Annotated in this window: 23 protein-coding genes and 1 pseudogene; 11 read left to right on the top strand and 13 right to left on the bottom strand. The window is 61.8% G+C overall.

Annotation, left to right across the window (positions count from 1 at the left end):
- Position 1: 1 nt before the first annotated feature.
- Positions 2–874, bottom strand: coding sequence for a hypothetical protein (locus KR52_RS05765; protein ID WP_156957613.1), 873 nt, complete (start codon positions 872–874; stop codon positions 2–4).
- The gene (locus tag KR52_RS05760) at positions 858–1,373 is read right to left on the bottom strand and encodes a DUF1997 domain-containing protein (protein ID WP_253912459.1); all 516 of its coding nucleotides are present in this window, start codon (positions 1,371–1,373) and stop codon (positions 858–860) included. Before KR52_RS05760 ends, KR52_RS05765 begins: the two co-directional genes overlap by 17 nt.
- Before the next feature lie 60 nt (positions 1,374–1,433).
- Between KR52_RS05760 and KR52_RS05755 the strand changes: the two genes are divergently transcribed.
- Positions 1,434–2,867 (top strand): class II fumarate hydratase, encoded by a 1,434-nt coding sequence (locus KR52_RS05755; protein ID WP_084221948.1) that lies wholly within the window; start codon positions 1,434–1,436, stop codon positions 2,865–2,867.
- Between the two features lie 2 nt (positions 2,868–2,869).
- Here the strand turns inward: KR52_RS05755 and KR52_RS05750 are convergent, their stop codons facing one another.
- Positions 2,870–5,644 carry an RNA helicase gene (locus tag KR52_RS05750; protein ID WP_038553565.1) on the bottom strand — a complete coding sequence of 925 codons (2,775 nt, stop codon included), beginning with the start codon at positions 5,642–5,644 and terminating at the stop codon, positions 2,870–2,872.
- Between the two features lie 247 nt (positions 5,645–5,891).
- Between KR52_RS05750 and KR52_RS05745 the strand changes: the two genes are divergently transcribed.
- A complete protein-coding gene (locus KR52_RS05745; protein ID WP_038553563.1) occupies positions 5,892–6,122 on the top strand; it encodes a hypothetical protein in 231 nt (76 codons plus the stop codon).
- A gap of 161 nt (positions 6,123–6,283) precedes the next feature.
- On the opposite strand, the gene KR52_RS14170 is transcribed toward KR52_RS05745, so the two are convergent.
- On the bottom strand, positions 6,284–6,457 hold the full coding sequence (locus tag KR52_RS14170; protein ID WP_156957612.1) for a hypothetical protein: 174 nt from the start codon (positions 6,455–6,457) through the stop codon (positions 6,284–6,286).
- Positions 6,458–7,348: 891 nt separating this feature from the next.
- Between KR52_RS14170 and KR52_RS05740 the strand changes: the two genes are divergently transcribed.
- Positions 7,349–7,537: a hypothetical protein gene (locus tag KR52_RS05740; protein ID WP_038553561.1), complete on the top strand. Its 189-nt coding sequence runs from the start codon at positions 7,349–7,351 to the stop codon at positions 7,535–7,537.
- Between the two features lie 2 nt (positions 7,538–7,539).
- Entirely contained in the window at positions 7,540–7,737 is a 198-nt protein-coding gene (locus tag KR52_RS14910) for a hypothetical protein (protein WP_038553558.1), read from the top strand.
- Between the two features lie 50 nt (positions 7,738–7,787).
- Here the strand turns inward: KR52_RS14910 and KR52_RS14740 are convergent, their stop codons facing one another.
- The gene (locus KR52_RS14740; protein ID WP_173402198.1) at positions 7,788–7,952 is read right to left on the bottom strand and encodes a hypothetical protein; all 165 of its coding nucleotides are present in this window, start codon (positions 7,950–7,952) and stop codon (positions 7,788–7,790) included.
- Positions 7,953–8,571: 619 nt separating this feature from the next.
- Positions 8,572–9,420: pseudogene (locus tag KR52_RS05725) on the bottom strand (bile acid:sodium symporter family protein).
- A 54-nt stretch (positions 9,421–9,474) separates the two neighbouring features.
- Here KR52_RS05725 and KR52_RS05720 point away from each other — a divergent pair.
- The 5 genes from KR52_RS05720 to KR52_RS14735 are packed head-to-tail and all read left to right on the top strand — an operon-like array spanning position 9,475 to position 12,854.
- Positions 9,475–10,614 (top strand): 8-amino-7-oxononanoate synthase, encoded by a 1,140-nt coding sequence (locus KR52_RS05720; RefSeq protein ID WP_038553552.1) that lies wholly within the window; start codon positions 9,475–9,477, stop codon positions 10,612–10,614.
- Between the two features lie 14 nt (positions 10,615–10,628).
- Positions 10,629–11,300, top strand: coding sequence for a serine aminopeptidase domain-containing protein (locus tag KR52_RS05715; RefSeq protein ID WP_253912458.1), 672 nt, complete (start codon positions 10,629–10,631; stop codon positions 11,298–11,300).
- A complete protein-coding gene (locus KR52_RS05710; protein ID WP_038553544.1) occupies positions 11,282–12,046 on the top strand; it encodes a methyltransferase in 765 nt (254 codons plus the stop codon). The genes KR52_RS05715 and KR52_RS05710 overlap by 19 nt, the downstream gene beginning before the upstream one ends.
- Entirely contained in the window at positions 12,043–12,702 is a 660-nt protein-coding gene (gene bioD, locus KR52_RS05705) for a dethiobiotin synthase (RefSeq protein ID WP_038553540.1), read from the top strand. The genes KR52_RS05710 and bioD overlap by 4 nt, the downstream gene beginning before the upstream one ends.
- Positions 12,699–12,854, top strand: coding sequence for a hypothetical protein (locus KR52_RS14735; protein ID WP_173402197.1), 156 nt, complete (start codon positions 12,699–12,701; stop codon positions 12,852–12,854). Before bioD ends, KR52_RS14735 begins: the two co-directional genes overlap by 4 nt.
- A gap of 4 nt (positions 12,855–12,858) precedes the next feature.
- Here the strand turns inward: KR52_RS14735 and KR52_RS05700 are convergent, their stop codons facing one another.
- Positions 12,859–13,134, bottom strand: coding sequence for a hypothetical protein (locus KR52_RS05700; protein WP_156957611.1), 276 nt, complete (start codon positions 13,132–13,134; stop codon positions 12,859–12,861).
- Between the two features lie 31 nt (positions 13,135–13,165).
- On the opposite strand from KR52_RS05700, the gene bioA reads away from it, so the two are divergent.
- Positions 13,166–14,464, top strand: a complete 1,299-nt coding sequence (gene bioA, locus KR52_RS05695) for an adenosylmethionine--8-amino-7-oxononanoate transaminase (protein WP_051834283.1) — start codon at positions 13,166–13,168, stop codon at positions 14,462–14,464.
- Between the two features lie 11 nt (positions 14,465–14,475).
- Here the strand turns inward: bioA and KR52_RS05690 are convergent, their stop codons facing one another.
- Together KR52_RS05690 and KR52_RS05685 are read right to left on the bottom strand one after the other, a co-directional pair.
- On the bottom strand, positions 14,476–14,748 hold the full coding sequence (locus tag KR52_RS05690) for a DUF3143 domain-containing protein (RefSeq protein WP_253912457.1): 273 nt from the start codon (positions 14,746–14,748) through the stop codon (positions 14,476–14,478).
- A complete protein-coding gene (locus KR52_RS05685) occupies positions 14,690–15,229 on the bottom strand; it encodes a J domain-containing protein (RefSeq protein WP_038553533.1) in 540 nt (179 codons plus the stop codon). The genes KR52_RS05690 and KR52_RS05685 overlap by 59 nt, the downstream gene beginning before the upstream one ends.
- A gap of 25 nt (positions 15,230–15,254) precedes the next feature.
- On the opposite strand from KR52_RS05685, the gene rsmG reads away from it, so the two are divergent.
- Positions 15,255–15,986 (top strand): 16S rRNA (guanine(527)-N(7))-methyltransferase RsmG, encoded by a 732-nt coding sequence (rsmG, locus tag KR52_RS05680; RefSeq protein WP_038553529.1) that lies wholly within the window; start codon positions 15,255–15,257, stop codon positions 15,984–15,986.
- A 9-nt stretch (positions 15,987–15,995) separates the two neighbouring features.
- On the opposite strand, the gene KR52_RS05675 is transcribed toward rsmG, so the two are convergent.
- Genes KR52_RS05675 through KR52_RS13590 form a run of 4 tightly spaced genes read right to left on the bottom strand, consistent with a single transcriptional unit; the run spans position 15,996 to position 18,144 of the window.
- Complete coding sequence (locus tag KR52_RS05675; protein ID WP_038553526.1) at positions 15,996–17,195, bottom strand: aldo/keto reductase; 1,200 nt, start codon at positions 17,193–17,195, stop codon at positions 15,996–15,998.
- Positions 17,195–17,545: a ferredoxin gene (locus KR52_RS05670; protein WP_253912470.1), complete on the bottom strand. Its 351-nt coding sequence runs from the start codon at positions 17,543–17,545 to the stop codon at positions 17,195–17,197. The genes KR52_RS05675 and KR52_RS05670 overlap by 1 nt, the downstream gene beginning before the upstream one ends.
- A 3-nt stretch (positions 17,546–17,548) precedes the next feature.
- Entirely contained in the window at positions 17,549–17,941 is a 393-nt protein-coding gene (locus tag KR52_RS05665) for a DUF1257 domain-containing protein (RefSeq protein ID WP_038553519.1), read from the bottom strand.
- A complete protein-coding gene (locus KR52_RS13590) occupies positions 17,941–18,144 on the bottom strand; it encodes a DUF2997 domain-containing protein (RefSeq protein WP_038553516.1) in 204 nt (67 codons plus the stop codon). The genes KR52_RS05665 and KR52_RS13590 overlap by 1 nt, the downstream gene beginning before the upstream one ends.
- Positions 18,145–18,157 lie beyond the last annotated feature (13 nt).

Below are 18,157 nucleotides of genomic sequence, written 5' to 3'. Positions count from 1 at the left end.
CTCAGAAAATCTCGGAATCACTAATGTCATCGCCAGATTCAGAATTTTTCAGATTCGCGGCCAGCTCAAACTGTTCATCTTCAGAGTCTGACACATCAGATGCCAAGAGATTGTGATCGGCCCACTGGATCGCTTCCGTAAGCCCACCAGCGAAAAGGATCTGACCCTGCGGTCCCAGCACAAGGCCATCAGTACAAAACTCACGCTGAAATCGACTGTTGGTCGAGCTACTAACAAGAGTTTTATTTTCCAGCTGTTCATGCAGAAGATCGCGAAGAACTTCTGCATCGTTAGACATCAGATATCTTGTCTTAGGAATCAAATAACAATCAAAACGGAAAAGAACAGATAGAGCCAAAAAGAAAAAGTCTTTTTGGCTCTTGGAGAGATCTGTGATGATTAAGTCTGGAACGATCTCAACTCCAGCCAACAGTCCCCAGAACTCATCCACGCTGATTAGGGATTGTTCAAGACAATCACCATACACGGCAGAGAGAAAGTTGAGAGCGTGAGAAATTCTCAACTTGCTGTCTAAACCCGCTTCCCCACCCACAGGCCAACCAATCACTCCATTACTGATGACCTCACCGGACACCGGCGGGACGAGATCAGCAATGGCCGAGATCAGCTGATACCGCAAAAATGAATTATTCGAAATCACAGCAACTTTTTTCCCTACTACAAGCTCTAAATCCCATGGGACTTTGAAGGATATTTTTGGGTTTGCTTTATCGCACCGAACAGAAAAATTCCTAAATGTTAATGTTGAATTAACTGAATTTGTCGTGCTTACCACAACGTCGACAGGAGAGTCTTCGGAATACTGACGATACCACCTATGCATAAATGAAGCATGTTCATGGATGGCGTGCAACCCACTTCAAAGCACCTTTCATCAATCCGTTGCGACAACGCTTTTCCAATCGATCCATCACCAAACTCAAGGCAAGATCACCCGTGCGGTGCAACAGCGGCTTCGGCAAAAAGGCCCCTGCTCCCCTTGGAGACAGTTCAAGACTGAGATCTGCCCTGGCAATCAGGCGCTCCTGTTCGGGACGGATCCATGCTTGGCACTGAAACTCAGCCGGTCCCTGCAACTGTCCGAGTCCATCGATCTTGCAGTCCTCAAACACGATGCTGAGTTGGGCACCATCCCAGTGGGTGCGGAACACCACCTCGGGCTGGAGTTGCACATTGAGCAATTGATAAGGCCGCGAGACGTAGAGAAAACGGCCATCCTCCAGCTGCTCCACTTTTTTACGGTTCAAAAGCGCCTTCATCGGTCGTGCAGGCTGCGACAGGTAGCGCTGCAGCTGGGCCAGGGATGCATCGGGCAGCTGTACAGCCAAGGCATGGGAGCGGTGAACCTGCACTGGAGACCAGCGAAACGGTTGATGAGGAACGATGACACGTTGATTGATCCGTGATCACGGATGATCAACGCAACGCTCGATCGCACCGAAAATCCGATGACGCAGCCGTTCAGGGTTGAAACCGACAGCCTGGGGGGCGTCGAAGTGGCATCAGCGGCGTTCTGGGGAGCCCAGACCCAGCGGTCGCTTCAGAACTTCGCGATCAGCGACGAACGAATCCCGCTCGAGATCATCCAGGCCCTGGCCTGGATCAAGCGCTCCTGCGCCACGGTGAACGGCGAGCATGCGCTTCTGAGCCCTCAACAGGTTGAGCTGATCTGCACGGCGGCCGATGCCATTGCCGCTGGCGAGCACAACGATCAGTTCCCGCTTCGGGTCTGGCAGACCGGAAGCGGAACCCAGACCAACATGAACATCAACGAGGTGATCAGCAATCTGGCGTCTCAGGCCTCAGGCAATGCCCTCGGCAGTCACCACCCCGTGCATCCGAATGACCACGTCAATCGGTCGCAATCGACCAATGATGTGTTCCCCGCTGCCATCCACGTTGCCGCGGCCAAGCAGCTGAAGGATGGTCTGCTGCCTGCGCTCGATGCCCTGGTGCAGGCCTTGGATGTCAAAGCCCTGGCCTGGATGCCAATCGTCAAGATCGGCCGCACCCATCTGCAGGATGCGGTGCCGCTGCATCTTGGCGATGAAGTGGCCGCTTGGCGGGATCAACTCAAACAAGCCCAGGCTTGGCTGGAGGACTGTCTGGTCAGCCTCGGCGATCTCCCCCTTGGGGGCACCGCCGTGGGCACGGGGTTGAACACGCCGCCGGGCTTCCGCCATGCCGTTGCCGAGGAGCTGAGCCGGGTCGCTGGCGTCAAGGTCCGTCCCGCTGACAACCTCTTCGCCGTCATGGCCGGCCATGACGCCCTCGTTCATGCCATGGGGCAGCTTCGCCTGCTGGCGGTGGCTCTGCTCCGCATCGCCAACGACGTGCGTCTGCTGGGATGCGGTCCCCGAGCTGGGCTGGGCGAGCTGCGGCTGCCCGCCAACGAACCGGGAAGCTCGATCATGCCGGGGAAAATCAACCCCACCCAGTGCGAGGCCATGGCCATGGTCTGCACCCAGGTGATCGGGCTCGATGGCGCCGTCGCGGCCGCCGGCGCCGGCGGCCATCTGCAGATGAACGTCTACAAGCCCTTGATCGGCTTCAACCTGTTGCAGTCGATCCGGATGCTCAAGGACGCTATGACCAGCTTCCGCCAGAACCTAGTGGAGGGCTTGGAGCCCGATCGCGAGCAGATTCAGGGGTTCGTTGATCGCTCCCTGATGCTGGTCACCGCCTTGACCCCGAGCATTGGTTACGAGAAAGCGAGTGCCATTGCTCAGCATGCCCATCACCGGGGGCTGACGCTGAAGCAGGCAGCCTTGGAGCTTGGCCACATCACCGAAGCCGACTTCGATCAGCAGGTGAATCCCCAAGCGATGGCCGCTCCGGACGCCTGAGCTCAGGCCGCCCGCTCCGTTGCCGGATTGAGCGCCGCGGAGGACGGCACCAGATCCTCGGCCTCGGCCACGGGGAACCGGTTGATCGCCTTCAAAGCCTGGCGGGCATGGCTGCGCAACTGATCGCTAATGGCTTCGCAGTAGGGCACCTGGGCCAGAAGATCCACGGTGCGGCGCATGATCCGCACCACATCGCCCTCGTCCAGGGACGTGTTGGCGATCAGATCACTCCAGGAGGTCCCCCGCGCCCAGGCGTCCACCAGACCCATGAGCTCGGGTTCCCACCAGGCTGGCACCACCACACCGGCGCGTTCCTGGGCCCGCAGCAGCTCGCGACGCAGGCCCGAGAGATCCTGCAGGGCTTCCTCAGCAGCCGCAGGCGGCGGAAAACCGCTCCAGAGATCGGGGCGGTTGACCTCAGTGCTGATCGCCTCGAACACGGCCGCCAGGTCTGGGGGGGAGAGGTCATCAAGATGCCCACTCATCAGCGCCAGCCCCAGCCAGAGTTCGTTATCTCCCCGCAAGGCAGCAACGGTGCGGCCGATCTCGGTGGGATCCAGCTCATCGAGACATCCGAAGTGCTGCAGGATCTCCATCAAGGCCAGGAAGGTCTCCCAATGACGGTTAGCCCGCTGATGCAGCAGCTGCTGCCGTTCCGCGATCTCCAGTTCCAGATCGGCCATGCGCCGGCGGTGCTTCTTGAGCTGCTTTCGATCTCCCCAGCGGTGGGCGGGATGCTGCTCCTGCTCCTGCTCGAGATCCCGCACCAGACGGGCCTGGGTCAACACCTCTCCAGCCAGGTCGTATTGCGGGGTGGTCATGTCGTGGCGCCGGGCCATGTGGGCCACGGCTAAAGCCAGACCACCACTGGCCTGATCGCCATGGCGCAACTCGCCGGACCGGGTCAACTCCGGTGCCTGCAGCCCATCCACCTGCAGACAACTGAGCTCCGCATGGATGCTCACCACGGCCTGACACGGCAGCAAAATCCAGACGTTTTCATCGGTCAGGCAGAGCAGCAGCGGGAACTGGCCGGGCCCCTTCACCTTCTCAACGATCACCGCCGGGGCAACACGCCCCCGCAGCTGCGGCGATTTGAGGCTGACCAGGGTGCCGGTGCTGGCGAACTGCAGGGCCATCGTCAGCTCGTTGGCCAGCGTCTCCTCGGCTTGCTGCTGAAGAATGCGGAGCAAGCGCCGCTCTTCGCGGAGCCGCCCACGCATTTTCTCGTAGTCCTCAAAGTCCTCCCAGGGGATGTCGCCAGCGACGCCCTCGAGCTGGCTGAGTTGCAGCCGCAGTTGGGACAGGTTCTCCTCATCCTCCACGAGGTCAAGTCCCGCCAGATAGCGGCCAAAGCTGCGTTCCACCAGCTCCCTGGCCTTGGCCAGAACATGGCGCTGCAGCAGGTTGAGAACCATGCCGTAGCTGGGGGTGAACTGGCTCACGAGGGGGTCGGCGGGACTCGTCGCCAGCTGACCTGCTTCACGCACCCCTTCAAACCGGCTTTGCACCGTCACGACGTAGCCCTGGGAATCGAGGCCACGCCGCCCGGCCCGACCGGCCATCTGGAGGAACTCACTGCCCATCAGCGGGCGATGCCCACGTTCGGTGCGCTTGGAGAGGGCCGCAATCACCGTGCTGCGGGCCGGCATGTTGATGCCCGCCGCCAGGGTCTCCGTGGCGAAGACCACCTTCACCAGCCCCTGCTGGAAGAGCTCCTCAATCAACTCCTTCCAGGCAGGCAGAACACCGGCATGGTGGGCAGCGATACCGCGCAGCAGCGCATCAGCATGGATTCCATCCCGAACGGCTTCGGGGTTGTCGTTGCTGTACGCCGTGAAGCGCTCTTTGATCCGGGCCTGCTCCTCCTGGGTCACCAGGCACTGCACCCCCAGATCCCGCACCGCCTTGTCACAAGCGCGGCGGCTGAAAATGAAATAGATGGCCGGAAGCATCTGCCGCTCGGCCATCTGGGCCACCACGAAGCTGATCGGCGGTGGCTCCGGCTGCGGCGGCCTCTGGGAACGCCCTTTGCGCTTGTGCCCCTTGGGCGCGCGCCAGACCTTGCAGTTGGGATGCAACCCCGTGCCGGCAGCGTTCAGCAGTGGGTGCAACCCTTTGGCGCTGCAGAAGCTGAACTGCAGTGGTACCGGCCGGTGATCACTCATCACCAACGTAGTCGGACCATGGACCTTCTCGATCCAGTCGGTGAGCTGCCCGGCATTGGCCACGGTGGCGGAGAGCGCCACCAGCTGCACCGTGGGTGGGCAGTGAATGATCGACTCCTCCCAGACCGTGCCGCGCTGGGAGTCGTTCATGTAGTGGCACTCATCGAGCACCACCGCCTCCACATCAGCCAGGGGATCGTCGTGCTCATCCGCCTCGGCGTAGAGCATGTTGCGGAAGATCTCCGTGGTCATCACCACGATGGAGGCCTCGCGATTCACGCTGAGGTCACCGGTCATCAAACCCACGTTCTCCGCACCGAACTGGTCGCGGAAATCTCGCAGTTTCTGATTGGAGAGAGCCTTCAGAGGTGTGGTGTAGAAGACCTTCTGGCCGTGGGCCAGGGCGCGATGAATGGCGTATTCACCGATAAGGGTTTTGCCGGATCCTGTGGGGGCACTGACCACCACCGAATGTCCCTGGTTGAGGGCATCCATGGCCTCCAGCTGGAAATCATCCAGCGGGAAGGCAAAGATTTCTGAGGGATTCAGTGGGGCGCTGCGATCGACATCGGGCTCGGATCGGGGCGTGGCCGGTGTCGACTGGTTCATCGATAGATCTTAAGGAGGCTGGCTGAGCTCTCTTTATTCCAGAGAGCGATAAGCCACGCCAATGCCAGCAATCAGAAGTACCGACATCCTTTGACGCGACCAAGCCGAATCATGAAAAATGTTGAAGAGAATGCTTCGAGCCCTGGTCAGACCACCGGGGCTTTTTTTGTGTCCGCTTTTCTGAAACCAAGAGGGTGACAGGTGCGCTCCGCCGGTGCCATGACAGAGGGAACGAACGCATCACCCCGTGACCACCACTCAGCTCATCAAGCCGCAGCCAGCTGAAGACACCCTGATCGATGCCCTGAGGGGCTGCCGCGACGTCACGGAGCTGAAGGCCCTCGAACAACGCCTGGCCTCCACAACCGATGCGCCACCGCTGTTCAGCTGGATCTGCGATCTGCTCGTGGCACGACGCATCTCCCGTGGCCTCGCCGCCCGCCTGCTGTTCGAACTCCACGACGGGGGCTCGACCTAGGGCGACCGACTGGCGACCGGCTATGGCGAGCGACGCCTCCAGACGGCGGCAAGGGCAGAGGTGAGCACCTTGGATATGATCCGGCCCGTGCTGCCAGCTGGTGGTGATGTCCACTCGATGCTGGACATACGGGAGTGCCTCAACAACCAATCCTGGAGCGATCAGCTCAATCCGCTCTGGCTCACCAGCAGCATCGAGAAATACGGAGGGTCGCCAACCATCAAGGCTTCCTGCCTTGATGCGCCTGCCTCGATGTGTTGCTCGTCGACAAGCTGAACGTTTTCGTCCCGATGTGGCGCCGCTCCACCGGCAACCGCTTCATGGATCCCCACCATCGACGAGGAGACCGGCGAACCAATATGGATGCATGGAACAGGTGTCGCCAAAAGTCACCTCCATGGAAATGCGCCTGGCGTTTATACAGCAGGCCATGCACCTCAGGCCGAGGTCTCAGCCAGTTAGCCAATACGTCAGACGATCTCTTTACGGCCAGCCTTGATCTTCTCTTTGGCCGTCATGAGGCCGTAGACGAGCAAGCCGAGAAGAGCGATGTTCACGCCGATGAAGAACATCATGTCCATGGTCTTGTGGCGACTTGACCCGTGATAAGCGAGAAACGCATGCCGGCCTACCCGTCAGAAGACTCATTAATCGTGAGGGGAGGAGGCAGCGGTTCCCTCAACTGGAAAGCAGTGCACCGCATGGTTAGCGGCGAAACGGTGGCAGCATGAAAAAGCTAGCCCCCTCTTAGTCGGATGCGCTCATAAGACGATCCAGCCAGCGAGTCAGATTCTTAAAGGAACGACCTTTCCGAGTGATCTTGGTCTTGGGAACGCATATTGCGTGGACAGCTGAGCCAGCCGCGTACTTCGCAGCAACTTCAGATAGTTCGATTGTCTTCCCGCACACGCGGCAAGGGAGTTTTTTGACCAAGCGGGGATGCCTTTAACCCTGTTTTAAGTAGTAGCCCTACAACGCGCGAAAAAGCCAATTGTCGATTCCGGCGTCACCAATTGGTTGACCAGTGATCCAGTGACTCAGATCGTCCCTAGGGGTTCAACATTGATCTCAGCCTTTTGCCGGCTGCGCCAGCTGGTAGAGGTTCAGGGCTACGAGAGCCACGCCGAAGCCGCAAAAGAAAAGGATCAGGTCTTGACTGGAGGCAGGCATAAGAGCCCGAAAGCAAGTTCAATACGAAATATAAAGAATACTTGTAGTATGGCGTTATGGGTCATGTCAAAAAATCACCAGCAAACCTCGCCTCTTTGGGTGGCAGCGTGATCGCTGCCGTCATCACTTCAGCAGTCTTTATTGGCGACTCCAACGCTGGTGGCTGCCCACGCAGCAAGTCAGCTGAAGCAACATCCATGGAGGTTCATCAAAAAGCCGACGATCAAACTGATGTCGAGGCCTGACGATGTCTATCGATGCCCGATGCCAAGAACAGCAATCAGCCGCTGATCGCATGTTCATGGACTTCAAATACACCCGCCCTGGCTCGAAAGAACAGCTCCAGGCCTTAGCCACTCTGAGCTTTCTCATAGGGATGTGGGCCGATTTCCTCACTGCCGAGGAGAAGAGAATGGATCAAGCCTTAGCCCTAGAAGGCCGTTGAGCAGCAACGAAGGTAAACCCCCGCTCGCGCGGGGGCCTTGGAGCGTTAACTCAGGCAACAGAGATGCTGTGAGGTGCAGCGGGATAGCTCGTCGGCATCGGATCTGCCTTTCCTTCGGCCATAGCTTTGGCGCGTCGGTACATCTGGCTATTGGTAGCCCCTTGAGCTTCCATGGCGGCTGCAACAACGGCCCAGTTCTTGGTTTCGGAGGTCATTGACTTCAGAAAAATTCAACCCAAGAACCATCGCGAAATTGTTCCTTGTGCCGTGACGGAGGTATCCGCACAGCAGACCGCTCGCAGAAAGAGGGAAAGGTGAGTACTTCCCACCTGTATAAGCCCCTACGTCAAGCAATTTTGAGCATCTGTAATAATCCATGAAGCCGCCTATGCTCAGTGCACGAGGAAATAGTTGCGAGCCTTCACCTTGATTTGCGGTCTCTCAAGCTTGAGTACAAGACGACTTGCGATGCGTTGCGAAATTGGCCTGGCGGACCTGCAGAGGAGCAAGAATTTCTCGAATACAAAAAACAAGAGCTTTTTCGAGCCTTGGTTGAGCACACCTTCCATGATGAACCTGTCTGATCATTACCAAATGCTCAGGAGTTGTAAGCCTTGGACAACTACCTGGCAGAAGGTGGCGAGGTGGGCAGATGAAGCGTGTTGAGCCAGCGAGTTTCAGCTGGTGATCATGTCTTTGGAAGTAACGGGTTTTTATGAATCGCCGCCGCCCTTCCGGAGATTTCATAAAGGCGTATCAGGCAGTTAACTGACACCCAATCGCAATCTGGTTGCAATCACCGCCGGTAGCGAAAACAACCACTTGTCTGTCAGATCACATGCGATTACTGCGAGGTTGGCGCCTCCAGACGGCGGCAAGGGTGCTGCCGATCAGGCAGTGAATCACTGCAGAGATGGCCCCCGGCAACGCCGTGAGGGGACTGGCGAACCCGCCACTGCGGGCGAGCACCACGGCCAGTCCTGAGTTCTGCATGCCCACCTCGATACTGATGGTGCGCTGGGCCTGCACGCTCTGCCCCGCCAGCCGGGGAATCAGCCAGCCAAGCAGAAAGCCGCCGCCATGCAGCAACAGGCAAGCCAGGACCAGCACGGGCCCCTGCTGACGCAGCACGGCCGTCTGGCTGCCCACGATGCTGGAGACGACCATCACGATGGCCATCACCGCCAGGGGAGGCATCACCGGCTCGATCCTCTGGGCCACGCCGGGCAGACCCCGCTTGAGCACCACCCCAACGGTGACGGGCAGCAACACCATCTGCAGCACGACCAGGAACAGGGCTCAACCGTCCACAGGCACGTACTGACTGGCCAACACCTGCGTGAGACGCGGGGTCAATACCACCGCCGCCAGGGTGCTGATCGTGGTCATGACCACCGACAGCGCCACATCGCCACGACCGATCAGAGTCACCACATTGCTGACGGTCCCCCACGAGCAGCAGCCGACCAGAATCAAGCCCACCGCAAGCGGCGCAGGCAGTTGCAGAGCCGCCGCGATCCCAGCGGCAAGGGCCGGCATCACCAGGAACTGCAGCAGCACGCCGAGTCCAAGGGCGATCAGTGGCCCCTTGAACCAGATGAACATCGAAGGATGAAGCAAGGCCAGCAAAGCTCCCAGCAACGTCCAAAGCGGGAACAGCAGCGTGAAACGCTCCCAGGTCATGACGATCAGAAGATTGAGGCCATCCTTGATCAAGGCGGATTCCAGACTGTTGTGATGCGGGACCACGCTTCTCCCATCCCTCCAGCCCGCCGCCGCCGCCTGCGGAGCTTGCATTCCGGCCAGGAGCCCTGGCAGCTGCAGGATCCCGCCGGAGCGGGCCAACTCATTGATCTGGCGAGCAACGACTACCTCGGGCTCAGCCGCCATCCCGACGTGATCGCAGCGGCAACGGAGGCCATGGCCTCCGATGGCGTCGGTGCCGGTGGCTCTCGCCTGATCACCGGCACCCGACCACGCCATCTGGAGCTGGAGGCAGCCCTCGCCACCTGGCTGAACCGGGACCGGGTGCTGCTGTTCCCCAGTGGATTTCAAGCCAACATCGCCGCCCTAACGGCCCTGAGTGACAGGCACACCACCGTGATGGTGGACCGGCTGATCCACCACTCTCTGCTGGCCGGCATCCGCACCAGTGGAGCGCGGCTGCAACGCTTTGCCCACAACGATCTTGAGGCTCTCGGCGAGCGGCTCCAGCGGCTCGAGGGCTCCACGACACCCCCTCTGGTGGTGACGGAAAGCCTCTTCAGCATGGAAGGCTCCAGCCCTGATCTGCAGGCCATGGCCGACCTTTGTGCCCAGCACGGTGCACAGCTGCTGGTGGACGAAGCCCATGGCCTGGGGGTGCTGGGGCCGGGTGGCCGCGGGCTTTGCCATGGACTCCGACAGCCTGTGGCCTTGGTGTGCGGCACCTTCGGGAAGGCCTTCGGTAGCGGAGGCGCCTTTCTGGCTGGGGATCACGCCACGATGGAGCGGCTGCTTCAAACCAGCGGAGCCTTTCGCTACACGACGGCCCTGGCACCGCCGCTGGTGGCTGGAGCGCAGGCAGCCCTGCGTTTGATCCAGGCCAACCCCAACTGGGGAAGCGAGCTGAGCCAGCGCTCGGAACGCTGGAGGACAGCTCTTGGACAGCGGGGCTGGGCGAAACCAGCAGGGCAGGGCCCGGTGCTCCCCCTGTTGGTCGGTGACGACCAGGACGCGCTCGACCTTCAGCAACAGCTGGAGCGGGCGGGTCTGCTGTCGGTGGCGATCCGGCCGCCCACCGTGCCGGAGGGAACCGCCCGTTTGCGCCTCGTGCTGCGGCGGGACCTGCCGGAGGGCACATTGGAGCTCCTGCTCACAGCCCTCGGCGCTCGATGATGCAGATCCTGGCGATGCATGGTTGGGCTGGCCAGGCCGGCACCTGGTCCCACTGGCGTCAACGCTTTGAAGATGGGGGAGCGCGATGGTCCAGCACAGACCGGGGCTACGGCGGCGGTGAGGCCGTTGCTCCGGCATGGCCCCCCGGTCCAGGACGCAACCTGTTGATCGCCCACTCCCTGGGGCTGCATCTGCTGCCGGCAGCTGTTCTGGCGCAGGCCGATGCGGTGGTGCTGCTGGGCAGCTTCAGCGCCTTTGTGCCCCACGGGCGCGCGGGGCGGGCTGTAGCGACCGCTCTGCATGGAATGCAAATGGCCCTGGGCACCGACCAGGAACTCGCGATGCTGGACCACTTCCTCAACAAAGCCGCTTCACCCCATCCCCGCAGTGCCCTGCCCCCAGCTCCCCTGCTGCATGGGTTGACGCCCCTGGGGCGCAAGCGGCTGCAGCAGGATCTACAGCTTCTGGCGCGCTGCCAGAGCCTGCCGACGGGCTGGCCTGAAGCGGTGCCTGTGCTGGTGGTGCAGGGCGAACAGGACGCTGTGGTGCACGCCGCATCAGCCCAGCAACTGATCGATGACCTTGGGCAGCAGCCGCTGACCCTCCATCGGGATCCGAACTGGGGCCACGCGCTGATCACACCACCGGTGCTCTCCGTGGTGCAGCGATGGCTGGGGGCCCTGTGATACATACGGACCAGGTGCTGGAGCGCTTCAGTCACGCCGCGCCGACCTACGCGGGCGAGGCACGGCTGCAGCGGGCCATGGCCTGGCGCCTGGCCCAACTCAGCCGGCGCTGCTCCATCCGACGCGGCCTCTGGGCTGACCTCGGCAGCGGCACCGGTCATCTGGCCGCAGCCCTGGAAGCCGCTCACCCGGGGCAGCACGTGATCCGCCTTGACGGAAGTGCCGCCATGTTGAACAGCCACCCCCATGGAACACGCACCCTGCGGCATGACCTGAGCCGCGGGTTACCGGACTGGCCGGAGCCACCGCAACTGCTGGCCTCCAGCTTTGTTTTGCATTGGTTACCGGATCCAGCGCAACAGCTTCGGCGTTGGGTGGATGCACTGCCGAAGGGGAGCTGGCTGGCCCTGGCGGTGCCGGTGGATGGAAGTTTTCCGCAATGGCAGCACGCTGCCCGGGAAGCCAGCCAGGCCTGCACGGCCTTGGCCATGCCGGTGCGGGAGCAACTGATGGCAGCCCTGCCCGATGGCGTGATGCAACGGGACGAGTGCCTGAGCTTCACCCAACAGGCCGCCCATCCGTTGCAGCTGCTGCGATCCATGAGCAGCATTGGCGCCTCCGTCACCAACGGGGGCAGACTCTTGCCAGGCCAGTGGAAGGCCGTCTTCCGGGCTTGGCCCCAGGCCGACCGATCACCAGGGTTTGCCCTGACCTGGAGGATATGGGTCCTGATGGTGAAGCGATGAACGGCAGTGTCAGTCGCCTGGTGGTGTGCGGAACCGACACGGACGTCGGCAAAACCGTGGTGAGTGCATGGCTCGTGCAGGGGCTTCAGGCCAGCTACTGGAAACCGGTGCAGAGCGGACTGGAGGGCGGCGGTGACCGCGAACGGGTGCGCCAACTGTTGAACCTTCCGCCGGAACGGATGCTGCCCGAGGCCTATGCCTTTCAAGAGCCGGTCTCCCCCCACTGGGCCTCCGAACTGGACGCCAAGCCGCTCGACCCCGCCCAACTCGCGATTCCCGGGCATCAGGGAGCTCTTGTGGTAGAGACAGCTGGAGGCCTAATGGTGCCCCTCACCCGCAGCTGGCTCCAGATCGATCAACTGGTGGAGTGGCAGTTGCCGATCGTGCTGGTGGCCCGCAGTGGGCTGGGCACCCTGAACCACACCCTGCTTAGCCTGGAAGCCTTGAGACACCGCAATCTCACGGTGCTGGGGCTGATCCTCAACGGCCCTCTCCATGCCGATAACCCAGCCACCCTCGAACAGTTCGGTGATGTCCCCGTTCTGGCGCAGCTTCCAACGCAGGCCTCGCTCTCAGCAACAGTTCTGGAGCGGCTTTGGCACGAGCAGGAGCTCACCACTACATTCCGAAAAGCGCTGCAGCGAGCATCCCGGTGAATTCACGTCGAACCCTGGCGACCCTGGCTGTTTCAGCGCTCTGCGTGGGCATTCTGGTGTTGTTCACCGACATCGAAGTCCAGCTGGTGCGCTGGGTGAACTGCGGCGCCATCGCCACCGAGGCTGAAAAAAACAGTGAGATGTGCCGCTGAAGATTCAGCCCAGGGCTTTTGAACCGGTGGGACAGGTGCCCAACCGAAGGGCGGCATGTCGCATGGCGATTCTTAAGGGCCAGCCCTGACTGAGTTCAGCCTGAATCACGTCCAGCTGGGACGACGACCAGCCCCGCAGTTCGAGATCACTGCGAATCGACCGCCAATCACCCTCCGGAACAGCGAGACGACGCGCCGTGGGGCGACGCATGTCCGACGGTGCATGATCGCTAGGGGGAACAAAACGCTTGGATTGACGGCGGGTGCGTGGGGCAGCCATCCAGGGCATCAATAACAGCTCCAGATTCAATATGGCAAAAGCTGCCGCCGCTGCCATGGGGTCGATCCGCCATCCGAATCTGTGGCCCCCCTTCACCCAGATGGCCAGCGCAGCCAGCTCCCAACGGGTGGTGTCCGGAGACGGGGCTCTGCTGATCCGTGAACAGGGAGAGCCGCTGATTGATGCCATCAGCAGCTGGTGGGTCACCCTTCACGGCCATGCCCATCCGGTGTTGGCCAAGGCCATCGCCGATCAGGCCGCCCGTCTCGAGCAGGTGATTTTTGCCGACTTCACCCATGAGCCTGCAGAACAGCTGGCCGTACGCCTGAGCGGACTCTGTGGTCTGCAACGGCTGTTCTTCTCCGACAACGGATCCACTGCGGTGGAAGTGGCGCTCAAGATCGCCTGCCAGTGGTGGGCCAACCGGGGCCAACCGCGCCATCAGATCGTCGCCTTCGACGGGGCCTATCACGGCGACACCTTCGGAGCGATGGCCGTTGGTGAACGCAACCTGTTCAGCGCGCCTTTCGAAGACAAGCTCTTTCCCGTCGCCCGGGTTCCCTGGCCGGCCACCTGGTGGGATGACGATGCCGTGGAGTCCAAGGAATCGGCAGCACTCGAGGTGCTCGAGCGCCTGCTGGAGACACCGACAGCGGCGGTGATCCTCGAGCCGCTGCTGCAGGGGGCCGGCGGCATGGCCATGGTGCGTCCCGAGTTTCTGCGACAGGTGGAGGCACGCACCCGTCAGGCGGGAGCACTGCTGATCGCCGATGAAGTGCTGACCGGCTTCGGACGCTGCGGCGACTGGTTCGCCAGCCGGCGGGCAGGCATCCGGCCGGATCTGATGGCGCTGTCGAAAGGGTTAACAGGTGGCTGTCTGCCGATGGGCGTGACCATGGCCAGCGAAGCGGTGTTCGAAGCCTTCGTCGGTGACGACCCCTGCCTGACCCTCTGGCACGGCCACAGCTTCACGGCCAATCCGCTGGGCTGCGCCGCGGCCAACGCCAGCCTCGACCTGCTGGAGCGCAACCCCGCTGCCTTTCAACAGTTCGAACAACGGCATCGTCCGCACCTCGAACGGTTGGCTCGCCATCGGAGGGTGCAACATCCCCGGCTGACGGGGACAGTGGCCGGCTTCGACCTCGTTGTGGAGGGAAGCTCGGGTTACCTCAACCCGGCGGGGCCGAAGCTGAAACGGCTGGCGATGGAGAACGGCGTTTTCCTCCGCCCCCTGGGCCAGGTGGTCTATCTGCTGCCACCGCTCTGCATCAGCGATGCCCAGCTGGAACGATGCTATTCGGTACTGGAAAGGGCCCTAGATCAGCTCTGAACGTTGTGGCCTCAGGGACCCGCCTGAATCGCCGCCTCAACATCGGCCCTGGAGAGGCCATAGGGCAGCGAACACTGCACCATCGCTCCAAGGGAACCGGGGTGCCAGATCACTTTGAGGTCCTCCCGTTCGAGCTGCAACAGCGCCCTCCACTCAGAGCGCTCGAGCATCCACTGGCAGGGGTTGTCGTCCATGCGGACGGCACCCAGCTGCTGAAGCCACGCCTCAAGCGCCGGGAGAGAGTGCTGATTCAGCGGGGTGCTCTCCGGGGGCAGGGCGGCCATCAGGTTGCGAACGCACGGATGTGTTCTGAGTCTGCTCATCCGCCAGCCAACTCGGTGACACCTGCCAGTCGCGGCCCTGGGCAAGCGCCACCCCCAACCCCAGCACCAGGCTGAGCAACAGCGCGATGCTCAACAGCACCAGTGAGAACCATTCCCCGCCGGAGAGGGGCCGTCGTTGACCGATGCCCTGCCAGGCATCCGGGCGGGACTGGCTCTGCGGGGGCGATGACGGTGATGCAGTCGGCGCCCCCAGGTTGACCGGAGCTTGGCTCTGGCGCAGCAGAACGTCGTAGGACTCCTTGAGCTGCTGAAAGGCCACGCTGGCCTGCTCGGGCGGCAGTTGCGTGGTGTCGGGATGCAGGGCCTTGGACCGGCGGCGAAAGGCCTGTCGCAGGGTTTCAGAGTCGACCCCCGGACGTACGCCAAGCCGTTCGTAATGGCTGGGGCGGGCTTCGGACACAAGGAACGGCCGGTCCTTCATCCTAAAAAGAGTTGTTGGTGCAGCCATGGCCGCCACCGCGCCTGAGCCGGTGTTCTGGGACGCCCTGGGATGGCAGCCATCGCCCGCGCAGCGCGACCAACTGATCGCCCTTCAGGGCTTGCTGCAGACCTGGAACCAACGGGTCAACCTGACGCGCCTGGTGGACGGCGATGATTTCTGGGTGGGTCAGGTCTTCGACAGTCTCTGGCCGCTGGCGGAGGAACTCCAGTCAGCGGACAAGCCGCTGAATTGGATTGATGTGGGAACCGGAGGAGGCTTCCCAGGCCTCGCCATCGCCATTGCTCTGCCCCAGGCACGGGTGACCCTGCTGGATTCCGTCGGGCGCAAGACCACTGCCGTGGAGGCCATGGCCAGCAGCCTGGGGCTGGCCGATCGGGTGCGGGTCCGCACCGAGCGGATCGAAACCACAGGCCGCGATGGCAGCTTCCGCAGCAGCTTCGATCGGGCCGTGGCCCGGGCCGTGGCGGCAGCTCCTGTGGTGGCTGAATACCTCGTACCGCTTCTGAAGCCCGAGGGCCAGGCCCTGCTGTATCGGGGCCAGTGGACTGACACCGATGCCGTGCCGTTCAACAAGTCCCTACACCTGCTGAAGGCCCGTTTGCTGGACGTGCAACACCGGCAACTCCCCAGTGATCGCGGCACCCGGCATCTGCTGCGGGTGCAACCGACCGCCCCCTGCCCCCGCAGCTATCCAAGGGCTGTGGGAATGCCCAGCCGTGATCCCCTCGGGGGGTAAAACGAACGCTCAGACGCTCGACAAGCGCATCTGGGATTCCCCCTTCAGCCGGTGTTTGAGGCTGCGCAGGATATCGGGGATGCGCTCGCGCCATGGGCTGGCCTGCAGGACGCTCTCCAGCTCTTCGGCACTGATCTCCCCATCAAAGCCATCGGCGTTGGCCCCGGCGAACCAGTGGCCGCCGGAACCGAGCAACCCGTAACGGGCCTTGACATAACTCTCGAGATCCCAGGCCTCCAAAAGGTTGTACAGCCAAAGCAGCACCGGCAGGTTGATCTCCCCAGGCGTCGCATGCCACGGAGGCAGCCCGACGGACCAGGTGGCCATCCAGTCGCGACCAAGCGCTTCATCGGCCACCCGCCGCAGCCGTTGGTCCACCGGAGCAATCAAGGCCGCTGCATCCGGCAAGAGCTTCAGCGCCTTCAGGTGAAGATCGAAATCCTCCGGCCGTGCCGCTCCCACACTGATGGTGTGGACCCGCTGATCCTGGAGACAGAACAGGTCGTTGAAGACGATGGGATGCAGCGGTGCACACAGCTCCAACAACCGTTGGGACGGCGTGTGCAGATGGCCGCCCTTGTCAGTGGGACTGATGATGAACACCCCCATGTCCTGACGGCGGGCCGCATCCAAGGCGGGACTGTTGTCCTGACGGATGTAGTACCAGTGGAGGTTCACGTAGTCGAAGGCACCGGAATCGCAGGCCTGGGCGATCAACGCCGTGGGGCCATGGGTGGAAAAGCCCACGTGACCGATGCGGCCATCCGCCTGCCAGCGGCGCACCACCTCCATGCAGCCTCCGGGCTGAAGGGTCTGCTCGAGATGCTCCGGCAGGTTGATGCCATGGATGGCCAGCAGATCCAACCGGTCACACCCCAGACGCTCAAGACTGAGCTCCAGTTCCGCCTCGAAGGCGTCGGGATCGGGCCGGGGAGGCACCTTGCTCTGCAGCAGACGAGAGGGGTCGGGTGTGCGCGGCAGGGCCCAACCCAGCTGACGCTCGGAGCTGCCGTAGTGCCGGGCCGTTTCCACGTGGTGAAAGCCCAGATCCACCGCGCGCTTCAGGGTCGCCTCGAGCTGGGTCTGCGATGCAGACGTGATCTGATCAACAGGAAGGTCGCTCCAGCTCTGCTGAAAGCGCATTCCCCCAAGAGACAACAGGGGGATCTCAAGCTCCGTGCGGCCGAATCGGCGGGTGGGAAGCTCCATCAACCCTGGGGACGCGGTTGAAGATTCTGGCGAATCAGGTTTTGACGCAGGGGTTCCAACGATTCAAAGGGAACCCAGTGAATGCAATCCACAGGACAGGTGTCGATGGCCTCCTGAATGCATTCGGTGGAGTCACCGTCCTGTCGGATGGCCCTGGAGCGTCCCAGATGCGGCTCAACAACAAAAGTATTCGCCGCCACGTGGGCGCAGTAGCGGCAACCGATGCAGACGGCTTCATCCACCCAGACCGCCTGATCTCGTATGTCACCCCCGAGCAGCGGTTCCCTCCCGGTGGCCTGCTCCTGCAGGCGAGCGGGGGCGGAAAAGGCGTGGGATGAAGAATCAGCCAGGATTCAGGCGTCCCAGCGGGTAACCACGAGTTCGATCGAACCATCCTCCGTTTGGGTCTGCTCGGCAACCTGAAATCCTTCCTTGGTGGTGGCAGCCAGAACCGTGTTCAGGGCATAGCGCTGAGTGAGCTTGGAGAGAAACCGTTCCACGGGAATTTGTTGCTTCCACAGATCGAGGTCGGTGACCAGCTCATAGGACTGAGATGCGCTGTTCCAGCGGAAACCGATATCACCACCGTCCTGCACTGCAATGGCCAGGTCAGCGGTGACAGTCTGGCCGCGGTAGCCGCGCACGGGACGCTCACCCTGATCAGGGGCATAGCCCATGTCTTCCAAGGCTTTCACCAGAGGATCCAACTGACGCAGTTCGGTTTTGACGGTGCTGAAATGCGACATCAGTTCAAATGAGCAGAGAGAGACTGGGACTGGACCTCAGGCTTCAGAAACGCTTCGGATGTGGATTCCTGACGTTCAACCGTTCCAAGAGCAGCTTCCACTTGTTCAGTGAGCTGCTGGCACGCTTCACCAGCAACACCCTCGACCTGCTCTTCAACACGACCATCAGGCCGGATGGTGAAGCGAATGGTCTTTTGGGGCATTGAAGAAGCGTGA

Origin of the sequence: Synechococcus sp. KORDI-52, assembly GCF_000737595.1 — a bacterium.
In the GTDB taxonomy this organism is placed as follows: Bacteria; Cyanobacteriota; Cyanobacteriia; order PCC-6307; family Cyanobiaceae; genus Parasynechococcus.
The sequence above is the reverse complement of the archived record's forward strand: the minus strand, read 5'-3'. Positions and strand labels throughout refer to the sequence as shown.

Coding starts and splice junctions, on each gene's coding strand:
- KR52_RS05755 (WP_084221948.1), top strand. CDS start 1,434: ATGATCAACGCAACGCTCGATCGCACCGAAAATCCGATGACGCAGCCG.
- KR52_RS05750 (WP_038553565.1), bottom strand. CDS start 5,644: ATGAACCAGTCGACACCGGCCACGCCCCGATCCGAGCCCGATGTCGAT.
- KR52_RS14170 (WP_156957612.1), bottom strand. CDS start 6,457: ATGGTGGGGATCCATGAAGCGGTTGCCGGTGGAGCGGCGCCACATCGG.
- KR52_RS05740 (WP_038553561.1), top strand. CDS start 7,349: ATGGGTCATGTCAAAAAATCACCAGCAAACCTCGCCTCTTTGGGTGGC.
- KR52_RS14910 (WP_038553558.1), top strand. CDS start 7,540: ATGTCTATCGATGCCCGATGCCAAGAACAGCAATCAGCCGCTGATCGC.
- KR52_RS14740 (WP_173402198.1), bottom strand. CDS start 7,952: ATGACCTCCGAAACCAAGAACTGGGCCGTTGTTGCAGCCGCCATGGAA.
- KR52_RS05720 (WP_038553552.1), top strand. CDS start 9,475: ATGCGGGACCACGCTTCTCCCATCCCTCCAGCCCGCCGCCGCCGCCTG.
- KR52_RS05715 (WP_253912458.1), top strand. CDS start 10,629: ATGCATGGTTGGGCTGGCCAGGCCGGCACCTGGTCCCACTGGCGTCAA.
- KR52_RS05710 (WP_038553544.1), top strand. CDS start 11,282: ATGGCTGGGGGCCCTGTGATACATACGGACCAGGTGCTGGAGCGCTTC.
- bioD (WP_038553540.1), top strand. CDS start 12,043: ATGAACGGCAGTGTCAGTCGCCTGGTGGTGTGCGGAACCGACACGGAC.
- KR52_RS05700 (WP_156957611.1), bottom strand. CDS start 13,134: ATGGCTGCCCCACGCACCCGCCGTCAATCCAAGCGTTTTGTTCCCCCT.
- bioA (WP_051834283.1), top strand. CDS start 13,166: ATGGCAAAAGCTGCCGCCGCTGCCATGGGGTCGATCCGCCATCCGAAT.
- KR52_RS05690 (WP_253912457.1), bottom strand. CDS start 14,748: ATGGCCGCCCTGCCCCCGGAGAGCACCCCGCTGAATCAGCACTCTCTC.
- KR52_RS05685 (WP_038553533.1), bottom strand. CDS start 15,229: ATGAAGGACCGGCCGTTCCTTGTGTCCGAAGCCCGCCCCAGCCATTAC.
- rsmG (WP_038553529.1), top strand. CDS start 15,255: ATGGCCGCCACCGCGCCTGAGCCGGTGTTCTGGGACGCCCTGGGATGG.
- KR52_RS05675 (WP_038553526.1), bottom strand. CDS start 17,195: ATGGAGCTTCCCACCCGCCGATTCGGCCGCACGGAGCTTGAGATCCCC.
- KR52_RS05665 (WP_038553519.1), bottom strand. CDS start 17,941: ATGTCGCATTTCAGCACCGTCAAAACCGAACTGCGTCAGTTGGATCCT.
- KR52_RS13590 (WP_038553516.1), bottom strand. CDS start 18,144: ATGCCCCAAAAGACCATTCGCTTCACCATCCGGCCTGATGGTCGTGTT.